This window comes from Bacillus cereus group sp. MYBK79-1 (assembly GCF_051915365.1).
Classification (GTDB): domain Bacteria; phylum Bacillota; class Bacilli; order Bacillales; family Bacillaceae_G; genus Bacillus_A.
In genome coordinates, this window is sequence record NZ_JBQAEO010000001.1 from 452,978 (window position 1) to 469,264 (window position 16,287).

Genomic DNA, 16,287 nt, shown 5'->3' on the forward strand with positions numbered 1-16,287 from the left:
GTTATTATAACTACTACAAAAACCTTCATTTCCCAGCTCTACTTTTTATTCCACAATATCAACTTCAAATTAATATAATAATTCCACTTCACCAAATGTCTCTCTAACAATTATACGAATCGTTTAAAAAATGATTCATTTTTTTATAAGACACCATCTTAAATACTTAAGAAAAAAAGCGAAAGTTTAATCAGTAGGAGTTTTGTCCATCCCCATTTATTATTAGTTAAACCAATCGAGCATTTACGTGAAGCTCGATTCCCACCTAACTTCTTTGCTGCACCTGAATTTTAATGTAGGAATTTTACTGCTCGTTAATACGATATAATAAATACATTACACTATATTCATAGTAGAAATTATCTATACTAAATTTTCCGTATAAACATTATCAATTTACACTTCTCACTGCCAATGTTACATTGAATAAGAAGACAGTTTATCAAATGCGGACCATCTCAATACGTATTCGATAAACACACTCCAATCCTATACGCGAGAGCAATACTATGTTGACACTCAAACGAGTGTCTTTTTTTTATGAATTTCAAAAAATAAAACCATCTTTTATAGATGGTTTATCAACGCACTTTTCTTTATATTCTTGATGCAATAACAAGTTTATACAGCTGGATAATAAATAGTCATACTTAACCGAGTTAACGTTCTTCCGGAATTATTATAAGAGTGCGGCCTATCCGCCTTAAAGCAAATTGCATCCCCGCTATTTAAATTATATTGGCAATCATTTATTTCAATTGTCAATTCCCCTTCAAATACCGTTATAAATTCTTTACTCCCTTCTTTATGGCCTTCCGAAATTAATTTTCCTTCTGTTTCAATTTCAACCGTATAGATTTCAAAGTTCCTATCATCTTGAAAAGGAAAAGAAGGATACACTTTATATCTCCCATTGTCTTCTGATAATACTTGAACATCATTTCGTAAAACAACTTTCGTATCCGGTTGTGGATTATTAATTAAAGAAGTAAATGACACTTTCAAACCATTCGCAATTTTCCAAATCGTTGTTAATGTTGGGCTTGACTCTCCTCTTTCAATTTGTCCAATCATCGTTTTACTCACACCTGTTAATTGAGAGACCTTTTCTAAACTCATTTTCTCTTTTTCACGTATTGTTTTTAAATTTTTTGCTAAAATAAGTTGAATTTCCTCCATAAGAAACACTCCTAAACCATATACAATATAACGACCATTATGTATAATAAAAAGTACACGTTATATTGTTCTTTTCGGTCATTATAACACACACTAAATAATTAGGGGGTTTTGAAATGCCTATATTTTCTTTTTTATTATTTGTTTTTATAAGTAGTTTCACACCTGGGCCTAACAATTTTTTAGCTATGACATACGCCAACCAACATGGTTTAAAAAGGAGTATGCAATTTTGCTTTGGAGTAGCTTTCGGTTTTTTCATTCTCACTTCCTTATGTAGTTTCTTTAATGTTGTACTAATTAATATCCTACCCATAATCGAATTCCCTTTAAAAATATTAGGTGTAGCTTATATGCTATATTTAGCTTTTAAAATACTCACTAGTAAAACTAGTACAGATCCCAATGGACAATATAATAAAAATTTATTTACAGTGGGGATCTTTCTTCAGTTTGTTAACCCTAAAGGAATACTTTTCGGACTTACTGTAGTATCAACTTTTATTCTTCCTTACTATAATTCATATTCAAGTTTTCTACTTTTCTCATTATTTCTAGGTGTAGTTGGTTTAATGAGTACATTTAGTTGGAGCTTATTTGGTTCCATGTTTCAAAAACTTTTATTAAAACATACTCAATTATTTAACATCATTATGGCTGTTTTATTAGTTTTTAGTGCTATTTCAATTGTAATCAATTAAATTCAACTTCTAAATTTCTTTTCTTTTTAAAAGTATATTTTGTAAATACACTTGAAATTTCCGATGCATCTCCCACTTACATGTATTACTTATTAATTTTTAAAGCGGGAGTCTCCTACATCTAATCTTATTCTTACGAGATAAAATAATAAAAAGAGGATTACCGATAATAAGTAATCCTCTTTTTATAGCCTATTTTTTTATATTCTGTTCTATTAAATTAGAACCTTTACTTAACTTCATACCACCAGCCTTTACGATCGAGGTAGTCCGTCATTCCTTTAAGTTGCGCATCTGAAGTTGGTTCAGAGATAAAATATGTTAGACCATCAGATTGTAAGATGAAATTAGCTGTCATTTTTAAGGACGTTAATGCTCCCATTACATCAGGCGTTTCATATGGTGAAAACGCTCCTGATTGAATGATATTTTGTTTAGATGGCGGAGTTGTCCCACCAGATTGCCCCGTTAATGCATACACAATGGAATTAGCAATCTTATCTGGATTCCATTTTGCCATATCTGTTTCATTATCGATAAATCCAAGTTCAATTAAAATTGCAGGTGCTTTCGTATTCGCTAACACATATAGATCTTTTCGTTCCTTAGCACCACGATTTGTCCAGCCAATATCTTTTGAAAGTTGCGCTGCTATTTTTGCTGATAAAGCTTGTTGGTCATAGTACAGAACTTCAACACCATTAGCTTTCGTATCATATGAGTTTAAGTGAAACGAAACTACTAAGTCTACATCGTGCGAATTTGTTTTTGAAACAATATTATTTAAATTTTGTGCTTGCGTTGTCCCTACTTCATCAGTATCGTCATAAACTGTATGCCCCAATGCTCTTAATTTAGCAACAACTGCATCCTTAACTTGGCGATCCAAAATGTGTTCTTTCCGATTCCCATAATTCGCCCCCTGTACAATACTGTTGTGACCTCCATGCAAACTATACCTGGTCATTATTCAACATCCCCTTTTTTATTACTATATTCAAAGCTCGTCTTATTGTCCGGTCAAATATCCAGTACAGCTCTAGCAAATAATAAATAGGGCACTAATCTATTTTTTTAACCTATCATTTCTAAATTAACTATCTTCTAAAAAACGAATTCCAACATAAATTCCACAACTAATGTTTTAAGTTGTGGTATCATTTTTTGCATAATATTCATTTCTAAATCTATTTATCATAATATATATTTCTGTTTTTCAGGAGGGGTTTAATGGCTGATAAGTATAAATTTTTGATTCTCATTGTTACAGCATTTTTTTCTTTCTTTTTCTTAATAAAAGATTTCCGTAACACTTCAAAAAGTTTCTTTTTTGGGAAGCTTTGCAATCCTAACCAGCTTTATATTATTATTAACTCACACTTTAGAGTTAACTCCAATACTTCTCTATTCAGCCCAGATTGCTCTTGAGATTATTACAATACCACGTAAATTATTCCTTCCATCTGTCACTGAAGTTGCTAGTTTTCGCTAACAATTTATGTATCTAAAACATTCCAATCCTATATTTCTAATTATCTTTACAAATATAAAAAATGCGGCTTCTCCTTCCTAGAGAAACCGCATCACATCAATATTTTTATTAAATTTTAAACTGACTCGTATACAGGTCAAAGTAAAATCCTCTATCTTCCATAAGAGATTCATGATTTCCTTTTTCTAAAATGCTTCCATCTTTTATAACAAGGATTTGATCTGCTTTTTCAATCGTTTTCAATCGATGAGCGATTACGAAACTTGTTCGATTTCTCATCAAATTGTTTAATCCTTCTTGAATTTGCAATTCTGTTCTCGTATCAATATTTGAAGTTGCTTCGTCGAGAATTAATATATCTGCATCTGCTAAAATTGCTCGTGCAATCGCAAGAAGTTGTTTTTGTCCTTGACTTAAATTCGATCCTTCTGAAGCAATTTTTGTTTCATATTGATTCGGTAAATGCTTAATAAAAGAATGTGCAGATGCTGCCTTAGCTGCATTGATTACTTCTTCATCACTTGCATCTAATCGACCGTAACGAATATTATCCATAATCGTCCCAGCAAATAAATACGTATCTTGTAAAACTACCCCTATTTTACTTCGCAACGAATTAATATCATAATCTTTTATATTTTTTCCATCGATATGAATTTGGCCTTGCTGTATATCGTAAAAACGCGTTAGCAAATTAATAATTGTTGTTTTGCCCGATCCAGTTGGACCAACTAAAGCAATTGTCTCCCCTGGCTGTGCCTTAAGACTCACTTCTTTTAAAATCGTTTTATTTTCCTCATAACCAAATGAAACATTCTCAAGTGCAACATGCCCTTGTAAATTTTGTACAATGCATGATGCATCTTTTTTATTTTGAATTTCTGGTACTTCATCCATAATTTCAAAGACACGTTCTCCACCAGCAACTGCCGCTTGAATCGTATTCATTAAAGTTGCGAATTGACTGAGTGGTCTTGAGAATTGGCGAGAATAATTAATAAAAGCCGCAATGACACCTACTGTTGTCATTCCGTTTAAAACCATAACTGAACCAGTCCCAATGACAAGCCCCATACCTAAGTTATTTATAAAGTTCATACTTGGAAAAATAAAAGCTGAAAATGTATCCGCCTTCGTAGCTGAAATTCTTAGTTGTTCATTAATTTTATTGAAATTTTGTACGGTTTCTTTTTCTTTCCCGTATAACGTTGTAACATCCGCTCCTGTTATAGCTTCCTCAATAAAACCATTCAATTCTCCTAAATCTTTTTGACGCTTTGCAAAGTTTTTACCGCTATAAGCAACTAGTTTTTTTGTAACGAAAAACATAATAGGTACTGTAATTAAAGTAACAATCGCTAAAATCCAATCTAATGCGAACATCGCAATCGTTACACCTATAAAGGTTAATGCTGATGAAATAATTTGTACAACACTTTGCGTCAACGCTTGATTCAAATTATCTATATCATTTGTAACACGGCTCATTAAATCCCCTTGAGAACGTACATCAAAGAACCGTAAAGAAAGCATTTGGATTTTCTCAAAAATATCTTGTCGTATTTTTTGTATTGTTTTTAATGCAACATTAATCATAACAAATGTTTGTAACCATGTTAAAAACACTGTAATACCGTAAATTGTGATAAGTAACATGCACATTCTTGCAGTACCACTTAAATCTTTCGGTACAATATATTGATCTATAATTACTCCCATTAAATAAGGACCTAATAACCCAAGTAACGTCGTAACAAATACTAAAAATATAACGAACGTAAGAGCAGCCTTTTGATACCCCATATAGTTCCATACTCGCAATACAGTTCCTTTAGTATTTCTAGATTCACCCATTTTAGGCGCGTTACGCCCACCTTTATTAGCAAATTGCCCTTGAAAATCACGCATGTTCTTTCCCACCTTCTTTATATAAGTTACCACCTTGGGAAAGATAAATTTCTTGATATACCTCACATTGTTCTAACAATTCTTCATGTGTACCATCACCAACTAATTCACCGTTATCTAAAACGAGAATTTTATCAGCATCTATTATAGATGAGATTTTAGAGGCAATTAATAATGTTGTTGTTCCTTTATATTCTGTTCTTAATGCCGATTGAATGTTAGATTCTGATTTCGCATCAACTGCTGATGTAGAATCATCTAATATAAGAATGGATGGCTTTCTTACAAGCGCCCTTGCAATGGATACCCGTTGTTTTTGTCCACCTGATAAATTTGTCGCACCTTGTGTTAAATGATATTGATAAGAATCTTCCAGCTTGCTGATAAACTCAGTCGCACAAGCTGATGAAGCCGCTACTTCCAGTTCATCACTTGTTGCATCTTCTTTACCATAACGTAGGTTCTCTTCTATACTACCCGAAAACAACAATGCCTTTTGAGGTACAAAACCTATTGAAGCACGAAGTTTTTGTAAATCATATGCCTTAACATTTATTCCATCAATGCATATTTCACCTTGATCAACATCGTATAAACGCGGTAACAGTTTTGCTAAAGTAGATTTACCACTTCCTGTAGAACCGATAATCCCAACTTTTTCACCTTTACTTATACTAAATGAAATATCTTTTAAAACATATTCATTATTTTTCGTGTAACTATAACTAACATTTTTAAAGTCAATCTGTCCCTCAATTTGCTTAGGTACAAATGCATTTGTTTCGCTCATTATATCAACTTCAGTATTTAAAACTTGTTGTACACGATCCGCAGACGGAAATGCTCGTGCGATTTGCATAAATACCATACTTATAGACATAAGTGACATTAAAATAATATTCAAATAGTTTATAAACGCTAATATTGCTCCTACTTGAAGAGATCCATTAAATACTTTTTCTCCACCAATCCACAATGTTGCGACAATACCTCCGTTCACAACTAACATAATGATTGGCATCATTAAGGAAATAAGCTGCACCGCTCGAATATTTATCTTCGTTAAATTTGTATTAACATTTCCAAACTGATTAATTTCATATTTTTGTCTTACATACGCTTTTATAACACGTACACCAGATAAATTTTCTTGTAACTTTGTATTCACTTTATCTAATGCTTCTTGCACTTTTTTGAACGTCCCGCTTGCTCTACTTGCAATGAATATAATCGCAAGTAATAAAATTGGAACGACTACGAGCAATATAGGAAATAACTCGCGCGCTGTTACAAAAACAATTATTATACTTCCTATAAATAACAAAGGACCACGAACAAGAACACGTAATGTCATCGTCATCGCCGATTGAATAGAAGTAATATCATTTGTCACAATCGTTAATAATTTCCCAGTTCCAAATGAATCACGGTTTTCACTAGAAAATGTTTCTATTTTCGCAAATACATCTTTTCGTATGTCTGTAGCGAAATTAACAGCTGCTTTTGTAGAATACATCATACACCCAAGTCCTCCAACTAAACCGAGTGCTGCTGCTCCTATCATAAGAAGCCCCATTTTTATTACGTAATTCATATCCCGATTTGCTATCCCAACATCAATAATATGTTGCATAATAGTCGGCTGAATTAAGTCCATCGCAACCTCAAGTACCATAAATAGCGGTCCAATAATAGCGAAGAACATGTATGGTTTTAAATACTGTAATAATTTGCGAAATGATTTCATACATAATCTCCTTTTTCCTATAAAATTACCATTTAATAATTCATACCCTCCTTACTTAAGCCATATAATTTTTGATTTTTTCATTACTTCTATTATATTATGCAAATTAATATTTAACATTATTAAATGATACGCATGAATGACTTTCCGGTCAATAAATGTGCTTTATATTACGCAAATAGAAAAAACGTATTCTCAAATAGAAAGAATACGGTTTTTATCTATATTTGTTAGATTGCAAAATTCAATCTCAAATTCATTTTTTCAAGTCGACTTCATATGTATAAACCTATTTTAATAGTGTTTATACGTGTATCCCCCTCAAAAATATCTATATAAACATTTAAAATTCCGTTAACACTGGGAATTTAAATCCTTTAAAATCTAACTCTTTATTACTTCGAACCATTAAATACTTACTTGATTGTACTTCTGTAAATTGTACATCCTCAATCCCTAATTGATCTGGAGAGAAGTAAAATTCGATTTCTGTAAACCTTTCAGAAATTCCCCCGCAAATTTCATCTAAAACTGGAAGTACTGGCGCAAACACTCCAAATAATTTCAACTTCTCATTATTTACTTCATACACAATTAGAGCATCTAGTTTCTCTGAATAATACAGTTTCTCATTCCATTTCGCATCATACATATTTAAATAAAATGAAGATTGGAAGTTAGATGTTGAAAATTTATTTGAAAGCCTTTGGCTACTATCGATAGTTTCTTGTATTAACTGCCTATTCTCTTCGTTATAATAATCTAATTTTCTAAGTAAGGAATCATTATTATTCTTTTTATCATATGGAATAGTCATCAAATACTCCTGCACAACTTTAAACCCAAATGATGCATATAGTTCAGGTATTTCCGTAAACAATAAAATACATTCACATTTCTTATCGATTTCTTCTAGCATTTTACTCATTAATTGTGTCATGAGTCCTTGTCTACGAAAATTAGGGTGTGTCATGACCGATTGAATTCCCGCTGCATTTATTCTTTCACCATTTACTAACAATGGTAGCGAAAATGCCGCAACATTTGCTATTGCTTTATCGTCATGTAAAAATGATAAAGCTTTGTATGTATCATCCCAATAACCTCTCTCTGAAAAATCATTCAATGTTTGAATTGTAATCTCAAACACTTCTTCAAATAAAGGAAATAACTGCTCTCTTTCCGGTTCTTCTAAAAGAAGTTTTTCAAAATTTTCAACATTCCCCATGTTGTCCCTCCATACGTTAATTCCATCAAATTAGATATAGTTGTAGAACCTGCTCTTAAAGTAATAGGTCTTACCAATCAATATACTATCATAAAATAAAAAAAAAAAGTCTAATTTATTTTATGTTTCGACTATTCGAAAATAAGTCGAATAAAATAATATTAGGATTCTTGAATATTAATGAGTTTATTATATAAAAATAGTGCTTTCTAAGTCGTTTTTACTAATAGAAATGCACCATTTATAAATAATATTTTTTATTATTCCTTACCTTCTAATCTCTCCTTTGTACTAATTTTTTCTCCTCTCATTCGCTTTTCAAATGTATTTCTCCAACTAGTAGAAAGTGCATGTACTTCTAAGATCCTTTTTAACCCTTCCATATTTTGTTTTTCCTTATGCATGATACGGTTAGCAAATGCTACTGTAACACCTTTCGGATCAGATTTTAGTAACTTTAACGTATCAACAGGTGATACCCACCCTTCTTTTAATACACGAAAATAAAATCCTGTATATCCTGTTTCTTGAAAATATAGTGGTAACTTTGGAATATTGTATTTCTTAGCTAATTTAAAACAAGGTTGTCTTGGCTGTGTTATTTGTACAATTGCTTCTCCAATTTGAAATGTATCACCAATACAAACATCCTCTTCACACATAGCACTAATTGTTATATTTTCTCCGAATGCTCCATATACAAGATCTTGACTCAACTCTTTTTCCCAGTATCTATAATGTTCTCCCGAATACACACAAACTGCTTTATCTACTCCGCCATGATGAACTAAGTCCGCTTGCCCATCTCCATTAAATTTTACAAAGGATAAAAACACCGCTTCCTTTACTTGTTTCTTATTTATGCCTGTATGAATTACCTTTTCGCCGTATATAACCTCTTTTGGTAACCCTATATTTAAAGATAATAATTGATATTCATCAGCCATTCTTTTTCCTCCTTTAAAGGTGTTACATGAATTTCTCTCTCAATTTATTTTCACAACTACCTCTGTTATATACAGATGATTATAAAACCCGAAAAATCATTGTTCAATCCAATTATTTATATAATAATGATAGGTATAACCTATCATTAAACTTGAGGTGATCCCAATCGAATTACGACAACTTGAATATTTTTTAGCTGTTTCAAAAGAATTACATTTCACAAAAGCAGCTGAGAAATTAAATATTTCACAGCCTTCTCTAAGTCAGCAGATACGTGCATTAGAACATGAAATAGGAATGCCGCTTTTCGATCGCATTGGTAAAAAGATATCTTTAACTGACGCAGGAAGGATTTTATTATTACATAGTAAAAACATTTTTCATGAAGTTGAACAAGCTCGCTCTGCTATTCAAGATTTAAACGGATTACAGCAAGGTACCTTAACAATTGGATCTTTGCTAACCGTCGTAAATTATTTACTACCATCAACAATTTTAAATTTTAATCATTTATATCCCAATATAGAACTTTCTGTATTAGGGCTTCGCACTGGAGATATTCGTAAAAAATTATTACAAAATGAACTAGACATTGGCATTACATTTCTCCCGGTGCAAGATAAGGAGATTATTTCTATCCCTCTATACAACAGTGAACTTACATTAGTCGTACCGATCGGTCATCGATTAGATGAACGTAATCATGTATCTATTGCTGAATTACAGAACTACCCTTTAATTCTATTACCTAAAAATTTCTTTTTAACCGAACTAATTACATCTCATTGTCAAAAATTCAACTTTACACCAAAACCAATTTTAGAAATTAGTACGATGGATTCTTTAATCCAAATGGTTTCAAAAGGAATGGGAATTACAGTGTTACCAAAACCGTATATAGACTTTTTACAAAATAAAAACATTCAAGCTATTAAAATAGAAAATCCTACTCCCACAATAGAAATAGGACTTATTTACAGAAAAGATAAATATATGTGTGCTGCAACTCGAGAATTTATTGAGCAACTAAAAAGAACAGTACGTTCTTTATAAAGCTAAACGAACAAAAGAGATTATCCTTTGAACCCGTTTCACAACGACTTAGTAGAATAATCTCTTTTCAAAACAAAATATTCAAACTCATATAAATGTCAATGTACCTTTTTAGATATTGGAATATATTTCGTAAAATATGCTCCAACTAGCAATAAAACAATTGAAATGAACCAAATAAAAATCCCGCCAAAGTTAAACCAATATGCAAATAAATTTAAGATTGCTAGTGTAAAGAAACAAATTGAAGTTAACGCACTCTTCAATCCTTTTATCCCTGCTTTTTTTCTTTTTTCATAAGTAATATACATTGAAACGACAACAAATAAAATAAGAACAATCGGTAACATAACTTTTAGCAATGGCATTCCCTCCCGTATATACACCTTGCTATTACCATTTTATCTCATTTATTCTTGTGGAATCAATTTATTATGCTCTTCTCTCCAAAAGTCAGCATATGTTTTATTTTTAAATTTCACATTCACCTTAGAAAAAGATAGACTTTCTCCAACTTTCAATGAGTACCAGTCGTTTAAAAGTGGAGATCCGTAGCAAATATTCATTGTACGATTATGTAAATTAAACAAGACAGAATGCAAAGTTCCAAACCACTCTTCATAATTATGTACTGTTAGCCCAGTTGGATACTCTTTTTCTACTAATCCTTTTAAAGATTCCATACTTATTTGTTCATTTTGATTTAAATGATTATACAATTTGTGATATCTGTTTGCAGATTGTTCTAATCTTCTATTATTCAATTTTTGAATAGGTAAACTTATTGCATGGTTTGTTGATACGATAAAACCTTGGCTTTCCTCATCACTTATGGTTATTGATTTATATCCATCAAATATTTCAATACGCGCTGCGTCTAAAGGATCCGCTACAATAACATTAATATTACTTGCAATTGGCATTTCATCTATTAGTAATTTCGCCTCCTGCACATTTTTACATTTCTCCAATAATACTCGAATTACTGCAAAACATTGTAAACCACTTAACACCGGCTTTCGTAAGCCTTCAATATTTCCTATTGGTTGACCGCATGCTGAAAATGTAACAGATAACCCATGCTCATTAACACCTTCAGTTCGGCCAAAATAAAAAGTAGAAAATCCACTATGAGCATATGCTCCTTCAACATGCGTTGAGCAAAAACGCATATCATCTATTTTTGGCGACAAATCATAATTTCTTAATACATATGTGTGCTTTGAATCTGTTTTTTTAGGTAATACGACACAATGACTACATCCTGCTTTTAATAATGTTTGATAATAATACATCATATGTTTAGCAGGAATTTTCAACACTTCACAAAAACCTTCAATTTCTTCATTAATTCCAGGACAATATTGATTTAATATATTTCTAGATTCTGTCCAATAGTTATTTGATACTAAATGTTCTTTTTGTATAAATTGCGGAATAAGATACGGATGATTTTTCACAAACTCCCCTTGTTGCTTTCCGATATCATAATGACTTCCTTTTAATGATGAAAAATACCCCTTTACTTCATACATCACTTTTCCCCCTCGCATTGATTATATCCATATCATACCAAATGAATTTTATTCATTCTTGATGTTTTTTACTATTCCCCTTAACACAATCCCATTTAAAAATCTCTTCTAATAGTTATTTGATAGATAACTAGACACTTGTTACTATTACCGTAATAGCTTTATTTCTAAATAAAGTAGTTTAATATTAAATGAGCAAAATTCTATATTGAATCTACTTAAAAGCAATCAACTAATTTTTGTGATTAAAAAACCTATTTAACACAACAAAAGGAGAACATATTTATGGGCATTTGCAAACCGATTGATGAATTAACGATTGAGGATTTGAAACAAAACCCAATATGGGAATGGGCGATAGATGAAGAAGAAAACGAAGAATATGATGAAACATGGGTGAAACCAGCGGCAACAACTAACTTTACAGAAGAGTTCAATGGTTCAATAGTACTTGGCGAATTACTCTTACATAATGACGAAAAATTCCCTATGATGTGTGAAATTGATATAGAACATGAAGAGGTATTAATTAGATCTGTTGTTTACTATAATGAAACAGAAGATGAGTATATTGCTATAGAAGATGTAGTAAAAAAGCTTGAACTACCTGTAACAATTCATATAAATCTTAGTATTAACGAAGAACATAAAACGTTAATATTTTCCGCGAATAAAGTAGATATTTATAAAAACGCTATAAAAACTAATTTATATTAAATTCTCACAAAAATAAGAACTAGGAAACTAGAGTTTCCTAGTTCTTATTTTTGTGTAATTCTATACTAAATAATCCCTTCCTCCACCAACGTTTCTGCAATTTGAACTGAGTTCCAAGCAGCCCCTTTTAATAAATTATCGGAAACAATCCAAAGATGGAACCCTTTTGGCGTATCAGGATCTTTTCTAATTCTCCCGACAAATGTGTCTATTTTCCCTTCTGCATATAACGGCATTGGATACAGCTGTTCATTAGGATTATCTTGTAATATAACACCGGGTGCATCCAGCAGTACTTCTTTTATTTCAGCAACGGTCGCTTCTTTTTTAAGCTCAATATACACCGATTCTGAATGCCCTGAAACAACTGGAACACGCACACAAGTTGCTGCCATTTTCAAGTTTTGATCCTCCAAAATTTTCTTCGTTTCTTGAATCATTTTTACTTCTTCAAATGTAAAATCATTCTCTGTAAATATATCTACTTGAGGCAATACATTAAATGCAATTGGATAGTGTTTTTTATCTTTTTTCGCGGGCAATATAGTACTCTCCACTTCTTCCCCTGCAAGCATTGATTTAGCCTGTTCTTTTAATTCATGAATTGCATGAATTCCTGAGCCAGATACAGCTTGATATGTTGAAACGATAATTCGTTCTAAACCAAATGATTTTCGTATCGGCTGAAGAGCTGTCACCATCTGTAATGCTGAACAATTTGGAACTGCTATAACACCTTTATGCTCCTTTAAAGTGTGCGCATTCACTTCTGGAACAACGAGCGGTACATCGTGAGCCATTCGGTATTCACTCGTGTTATCAATTACGATTGCGCCACTAGACACTGCATGATTAACAAATCGTTTTGAAACTTCTCCTCCAGCGCTAAAAAAGGCAATATCTACACCTTCAAAACTAGTTGTTTTTGCCTCTTGTATTATTACCTCTCGTCCTTGAAACTGCACTACCTTACCAGCGGATCGTTTTGAAGAAAGCAATGTAACTTCAACTATATTAAAATTAGTTTCTTTCTCTAACAGTTCAATAATTTTCTGTCCAACTGCACCTGTAGCACCAACTACAGCTACATGATAGCCATTTTTGATCATCATTTCTCCTCCAATATCACTTAAATGAATATTTCTATAATTTCATTTTATAAAGAATTTAATCATTTGGAAAATTGAAATACGTGATATAATCATTCACAAATCATGATAATAAAAGAGGGATCGCTTATGGAAATGAGACATGTTAAAACTTTTTGTGCCATCGTTAAGTATGGTAGCTTTTCTAAAGCTGCTCATGCGTTAGGTTATGCGCAATCTACTGTAACAGCGCATATGAAAGCATTAGAAAACGATTTACACCTCCCTCTTTTTGATCGATTAGGGAAAAAAGTACTTCTTACTAAGGCAGGTCATCAATTTCATCCTTATGCCCTAGAGTTACTTGCTATTTATGAAAAAGCACAAGAAATCCCTCAAAATAGTGATAATTTAGAGGGAACATTAAGTATTACATCTAACGAATCATTAGCAGTGTACCGATTACCACAATTATTACGTACTTACAAACAGGAAAATCCGAAAGTAAATATCGTACTGGAAACAAATACAAACGAACAAGCAATGAATAAGCTACGTGAAGGAGAAACAGATGTTATTTTCATAATTGGGGAAAGTATGGAACATGATGATTTTATTACACGTACTTTTTGTACTGAATCATTTGGATGGATTTTACCTACACATTACTCAACGCACTCTAATCCATTTTGTTTACTAAACGATACCCAGTTTATCTTTACAGAACAAAGCTGTGGCTATAGACCGATGGTAGATCGTTTTTTACGTCAAAGCGGAAATCTTCCAGCAAAAACATTTGAAACTTCCAACGTTGAAGTCATTAAACAATCTGTCATGTGTGAGTTAGGAATTTCAATTCTTCCTTACATCGTTGTACAAGAAAGTTGTCAAAAAGAGCAACTCTGTTTTCAGCCTCTCGAAACACCCGCAGTTATTCAAAGCCATGTAATCTATCATAAATCTAGATGGATTTCACCCGTTTTACAATCGTTTCTTTCCTTACTAGAGAAAAACTAAAAGGTGCACACAAAAAAGAGTAACTGCCTAAAAAGCAATTACTCTCCCCCAATATTATCTTATTTATTAGTCTGTCCCCCACCTGCAATTAATTTACTTCCTGAATATGTACCTTTTTGCATAAACACTTGATTAATTAATTCTTTTTGTTCCGCTTCTGACAGTACTCCTTTACCTTCGCCTAAATTCCCGCTTTGTAGTTTCCAAATCTTATTGTGATCCGCGTCCATCTTTTCATATTTCCCTTGTTTCCATCTCTCTAAAATGTCTGCATATGTATTTCCTTGTACTAAATCATTACTCTTTACAATATCAAGTAAACTTTCAATACGCTCTTGTGTGATAAAAATATAACCCCACTTTTGATCAGCTTTCGTTTTTTGATGTGCCATTTCATGTAATGCTGTCTGTATGTTCTCATCTGTCCACTTGAAATTTTTATTAAAACCGCTATTTGGTAATGAATGATTGCCATTTTCTAAAAGCTTTGCATCTTCAGCTTTTACATTACTATCAGCTAGTACTTCGGCTGCCGGAACTGCTGGTGATGCCTTTTTCGCAGTTGGTTTACTATTATTCAAATAATATAGCATACCATATGTTAAACCTACTCCGATTACCGCCATACCAGCTATTATACTTATTATTTTTAATAATGTTTTCATCTTGCTTGTTTCCTCCCACGTATCCCATTTCGTATTTTCTATTTCCTGAAACATATGTATATTTCCTTATATTATATTTCTTTCCAACGTTAATTGAAAGATTATTCTGTCAAAACACCCCGTCTTTTTTTAAATACAAATCTACCTCTAAGCATTTCGTTTAAAATTAATAAAAATATATGCTAGCCTAAATTTAAAGGAGATGAATATATATGAGTTTATTGTATAGCGGTTTAACTTTTTTAGACTTTGATAATACGTATTTATTACAAAATAAACTCCATTCTTATTCACATGAAGATATTGATTTTAGTCATTTAGAGCACGCAAACCTATATTGCGAGACCCCTTCTTTAATGCATATAAAACGGGAGTTATATCGTAGAAAGCAAAAAGGAATCACTTTTATCGATTCTGGAAATTATCATTATGTATCTTATTTACTACTAAAAGAAATAGATGAACCGTTTAGCCTTATTTTATTTGATCATCACACAGACATGAACTTAAAAGAAGAAAATGAACATACTCTTATTTCTTGTGGGTCATGGGTATCATTCGCTCTTCAAAAAAAACCGAAATTAAAGAAAGTAATTATTATCGGGCCTTCTTCTTTAAGTATTCATTCTACTGATTATTCATGCGTAGAAGTGTTCCCAATAGATACATCTCATGAAGTCTCTGTATATACAATACTTTCGCATATTCATACAGAAACTATATATGTAAGCATTGATAAAGATGTGTTAGATTCAAAAGTAACTATTACAAATTGGGATCAAGGACAGATGAAACTCTCTACACTATTAAAATGTATTCATTCTCTTATTAGGAATAAAGATGTCTATGGTATCGATATTTGTGGTGAACTACCGGTTTATCCTTCTCAACTCTTTCTAGCTAAATATACAAATGCTATTCAAAAAAATGAAAAAGCAAACTTACAAATTTTAAATTCAATATATAATACATAAAAAAACAACGAGTACCTTATACGGCACTCGTTGTT

Annotated in this window: 15 protein-coding genes and 1 pseudogene; 6 read left to right on the plus strand and 10 right to left on the minus strand. The window is 31.9% G+C overall.

The genetic code is table 11. From position 1 onward, the window contains the following. Window positions 1-621: 621 nt before the first annotated feature. Window positions 622-1,179, minus strand: coding sequence for a helix-turn-helix domain-containing protein (locus ACTFOB_RS02350; protein ID WP_440024287.1), 558 nt, complete (start codon window positions 1,177-1,179; stop codon window positions 622-624). A 116-nt stretch (window positions 1,180-1,295) separates the two neighbouring features. Between ACTFOB_RS02350 and ACTFOB_RS02355 the strand changes: the two genes are divergently transcribed. Further along, on the plus strand, window positions 1,296-1,880 hold the full coding sequence (locus ACTFOB_RS02355; RefSeq protein WP_440024289.1) for a LysE family transporter: 585 nt from the start codon (window positions 1,296-1,298) through the stop codon (window positions 1,878-1,880). A 229-nt stretch (window positions 1,881-2,109) separates the two neighbouring features. On the opposite strand, the gene ACTFOB_RS02360 is transcribed toward ACTFOB_RS02355, so the two are convergent. Further along, window positions 2,110-2,847 carry an N-acetylmuramoyl-L-alanine amidase gene (locus ACTFOB_RS02360; RefSeq protein WP_440024290.1) on the minus strand — a complete coding sequence of 246 codons (738 nt, stop codon included), beginning with the start codon at window positions 2,845-2,847 and terminating at the stop codon, window positions 2,110-2,112. A 263-nt stretch (window positions 2,848-3,110) separates the two neighbouring features. Between ACTFOB_RS02360 and ACTFOB_RS02365 the strand changes: the two are divergent. Further along, window positions 3,111-3,372: pseudogene (locus ACTFOB_RS02365) on the plus strand (hypothetical protein). A 108-nt stretch (window positions 3,373-3,480) separates the two neighbouring features. On the opposite strand, the gene ACTFOB_RS02370 reads toward ACTFOB_RS02365, so the two are convergent. The 4 genes from ACTFOB_RS02370 to ACTFOB_RS02385 form a co-directional block, all read right to left on the minus strand. Then, window positions 3,481-5,280 (minus strand): ABC transporter ATP-binding protein, encoded by a 1,800-nt coding sequence (locus ACTFOB_RS02370; RefSeq protein WP_440024292.1) that lies wholly within the window; start codon window positions 5,278-5,280, stop codon window positions 3,481-3,483. After that, the gene (locus ACTFOB_RS02375; RefSeq protein WP_440024294.1) at window positions 5,273-7,027 is read right to left on the minus strand and encodes an ABC transporter ATP-binding protein; all 1,755 of its coding nucleotides are present in this window, start codon (window positions 7,025-7,027) and stop codon (window positions 5,273-5,275) included. The genes ACTFOB_RS02370 and ACTFOB_RS02375 overlap by 8 nt, the downstream gene beginning before the upstream one ends. Window positions 7,028-7,370: 343 nt before the next feature. Further along, entirely contained in the window at window positions 7,371-8,255 is an 885-nt protein-coding gene (locus tag ACTFOB_RS02380) for a GNAT family N-acetyltransferase (protein WP_440024296.1), read from the minus strand. Between the two features lie 260 nt (window positions 8,256-8,515). Then, window positions 8,516-9,202, minus strand: a complete 687-nt coding sequence (locus ACTFOB_RS02385; RefSeq protein WP_440024297.1) for an MOSC domain-containing protein — start codon at window positions 9,200-9,202, stop codon at window positions 8,516-8,518. 157 nt (window positions 9,203-9,359) lie between these two features. Between ACTFOB_RS02385 and ACTFOB_RS02390 the strand changes: the two genes are divergently transcribed. Beyond that, the gene (locus ACTFOB_RS02390) at window positions 9,360-10,256 is read left to right on the plus strand and encodes a LysR family transcriptional regulator (protein ID WP_440024299.1); all 897 of its coding nucleotides are present in this window, start codon (window positions 9,360-9,362) and stop codon (window positions 10,254-10,256) included. Between the two features lie 98 nt (window positions 10,257-10,354). Here ACTFOB_RS02390 and ACTFOB_RS02395 read toward each other — a convergent pair whose 3' ends face one another. Together ACTFOB_RS02395 and ACTFOB_RS02400 are read right to left on the minus strand one after the other, a co-directional pair. Next, complete coding sequence (locus ACTFOB_RS02395; RefSeq protein WP_212958668.1) at window positions 10,355-10,618, minus strand: hypothetical protein; 264 nt, start codon at window positions 10,616-10,618, stop codon at window positions 10,355-10,357. Window positions 10,619-10,666: 48 nt separating this feature from the next. Then, a complete protein-coding gene (locus ACTFOB_RS02400; protein WP_440024302.1) occupies window positions 10,667-11,791 on the minus strand; it encodes a C45 family autoproteolytic acyltransferase/hydolase in 1,125 nt (374 codons plus the stop codon). A 285-nt stretch (window positions 11,792-12,076) separates the two neighbouring features. Here ACTFOB_RS02400 and ACTFOB_RS02405 point away from each other — a divergent pair, with 285 nt between their 5' ends. Further along, window positions 12,077-12,508 (plus strand): hypothetical protein, encoded by a 432-nt coding sequence (locus ACTFOB_RS02405; protein ID WP_440024304.1) that lies wholly within the window; start codon window positions 12,077-12,079, stop codon window positions 12,506-12,508. A gap of 65 nt (window positions 12,509-12,573) precedes the next feature. On the opposite strand, the gene ACTFOB_RS02410 is transcribed toward ACTFOB_RS02405, so the two are convergent. Then, window positions 12,574-13,617 (minus strand): aspartate-semialdehyde dehydrogenase, encoded by a 1,044-nt coding sequence (locus tag ACTFOB_RS02410; protein WP_440024305.1) that lies wholly within the window; start codon window positions 13,615-13,617, stop codon window positions 12,574-12,576. Between the two features lie 105 nt (window positions 13,618-13,722). Here ACTFOB_RS02410 and ACTFOB_RS02415 point away from each other — a divergent pair, with 105 nt between their 5' ends. After that, window positions 13,723-14,613 carry a LysR family transcriptional regulator gene (locus ACTFOB_RS02415; RefSeq protein WP_440024306.1) on the plus strand — a complete coding sequence of 297 codons (891 nt, stop codon included), beginning with the start codon at window positions 13,723-13,725 and terminating at the stop codon, window positions 14,611-14,613. A 59-nt stretch (window positions 14,614-14,672) separates the two neighbouring features. On the opposite strand, the gene ACTFOB_RS02420 is transcribed toward ACTFOB_RS02415, so the two are convergent. After that, on the minus strand, window positions 14,673-15,278 hold the full coding sequence (locus ACTFOB_RS02420; RefSeq protein ID WP_440024785.1) for a PRK06770 family protein: 606 nt from the start codon (window positions 15,276-15,278) through the stop codon (window positions 14,673-14,675). A 212-nt stretch (window positions 15,279-15,490) separates the two neighbouring features. Between ACTFOB_RS02420 and ACTFOB_RS02425 the strand changes: the two genes are divergently transcribed. Next, window positions 15,491-16,252, plus strand: a complete 762-nt coding sequence (locus ACTFOB_RS02425; protein WP_440024307.1) for an arginase family protein — start codon at window positions 15,491-15,493, stop codon at window positions 16,250-16,252. The last annotated feature ends 35 nt before the right edge of the window (window positions 16,253-16,287 follow it).

Bases quoted from the DNA above. Each gene is read 5' to 3' on its own strand.
- ACTFOB_RS02385 (WP_440024297.1), bottom strand. From the start codon at position 9,202: ATGGCTGATGAATATCAATTATTATCTTTAAATATAGGGTTACCAAAA.
- ACTFOB_RS02425 (WP_440024307.1), top strand. From the start codon at position 15,491: ATGAGTTTATTGTATAGCGGTTTAACTTTTTTAGACTTTGATAATACG.
- ACTFOB_RS02355 (WP_440024289.1), top strand. From the start codon at position 1,296: ATGCCTATATTTTCTTTTTTATTATTTGTTTTTATAAGTAGTTTCACA.
- ACTFOB_RS02405 (WP_440024304.1), top strand. From the start codon at position 12,077: ATGGGCATTTGCAAACCGATTGATGAATTAACGATTGAGGATTTGAAA.
- ACTFOB_RS02370 (WP_440024292.1), bottom strand. From the start codon at position 5,280: ATGCGTGATTTTCAAGGGCAATTTGCTAATAAAGGTGGGCGTAACGCG.
- ACTFOB_RS02410 (WP_440024305.1), bottom strand. From the start codon at position 13,617: ATGATCAAAAATGGCTATCATGTAGCTGTAGTTGGTGCTACAGGTGCA.
- ACTFOB_RS02360 (WP_440024290.1), bottom strand. From the start codon at position 2,847: ATGACCAGGTATAGTTTGCATGGAGGTCACAACAGTATTGTACAGGGG.
- ACTFOB_RS02400 (WP_440024302.1), bottom strand. From the start codon at position 11,791: ATGTATGAAGTAAAGGGGTATTTTTCATCATTAAAAGGAAGTCATTAT.
- ACTFOB_RS02375 (WP_440024294.1), bottom strand. From the start codon at position 7,027: ATGAAATCATTTCGCAAATTATTACAGTATTTAAAACCATACATGTTC.
- ACTFOB_RS02415 (WP_440024306.1), top strand. From the start codon at position 13,723: ATGATAATAAAAGAGGGATCGCTTATGGAAATGAGACATGTTAAAACT.
- ACTFOB_RS02420 (WP_440024785.1), bottom strand. From the start codon at position 15,278: ATGAAAACATTATTAAAAATAATAAGTATAATAGCTGGTATGGCGGTA.
- ACTFOB_RS02380 (WP_440024296.1), bottom strand. From the start codon at position 8,255: ATGGGGAATGTTGAAAATTTTGAAAAACTTCTTTTAGAAGAACCGGAA.
- ACTFOB_RS02350 (WP_440024287.1), bottom strand. From the start codon at position 1,179: ATGGAGGAAATTCAACTTATTTTAGCAAAAAATTTAAAAACAATACGT.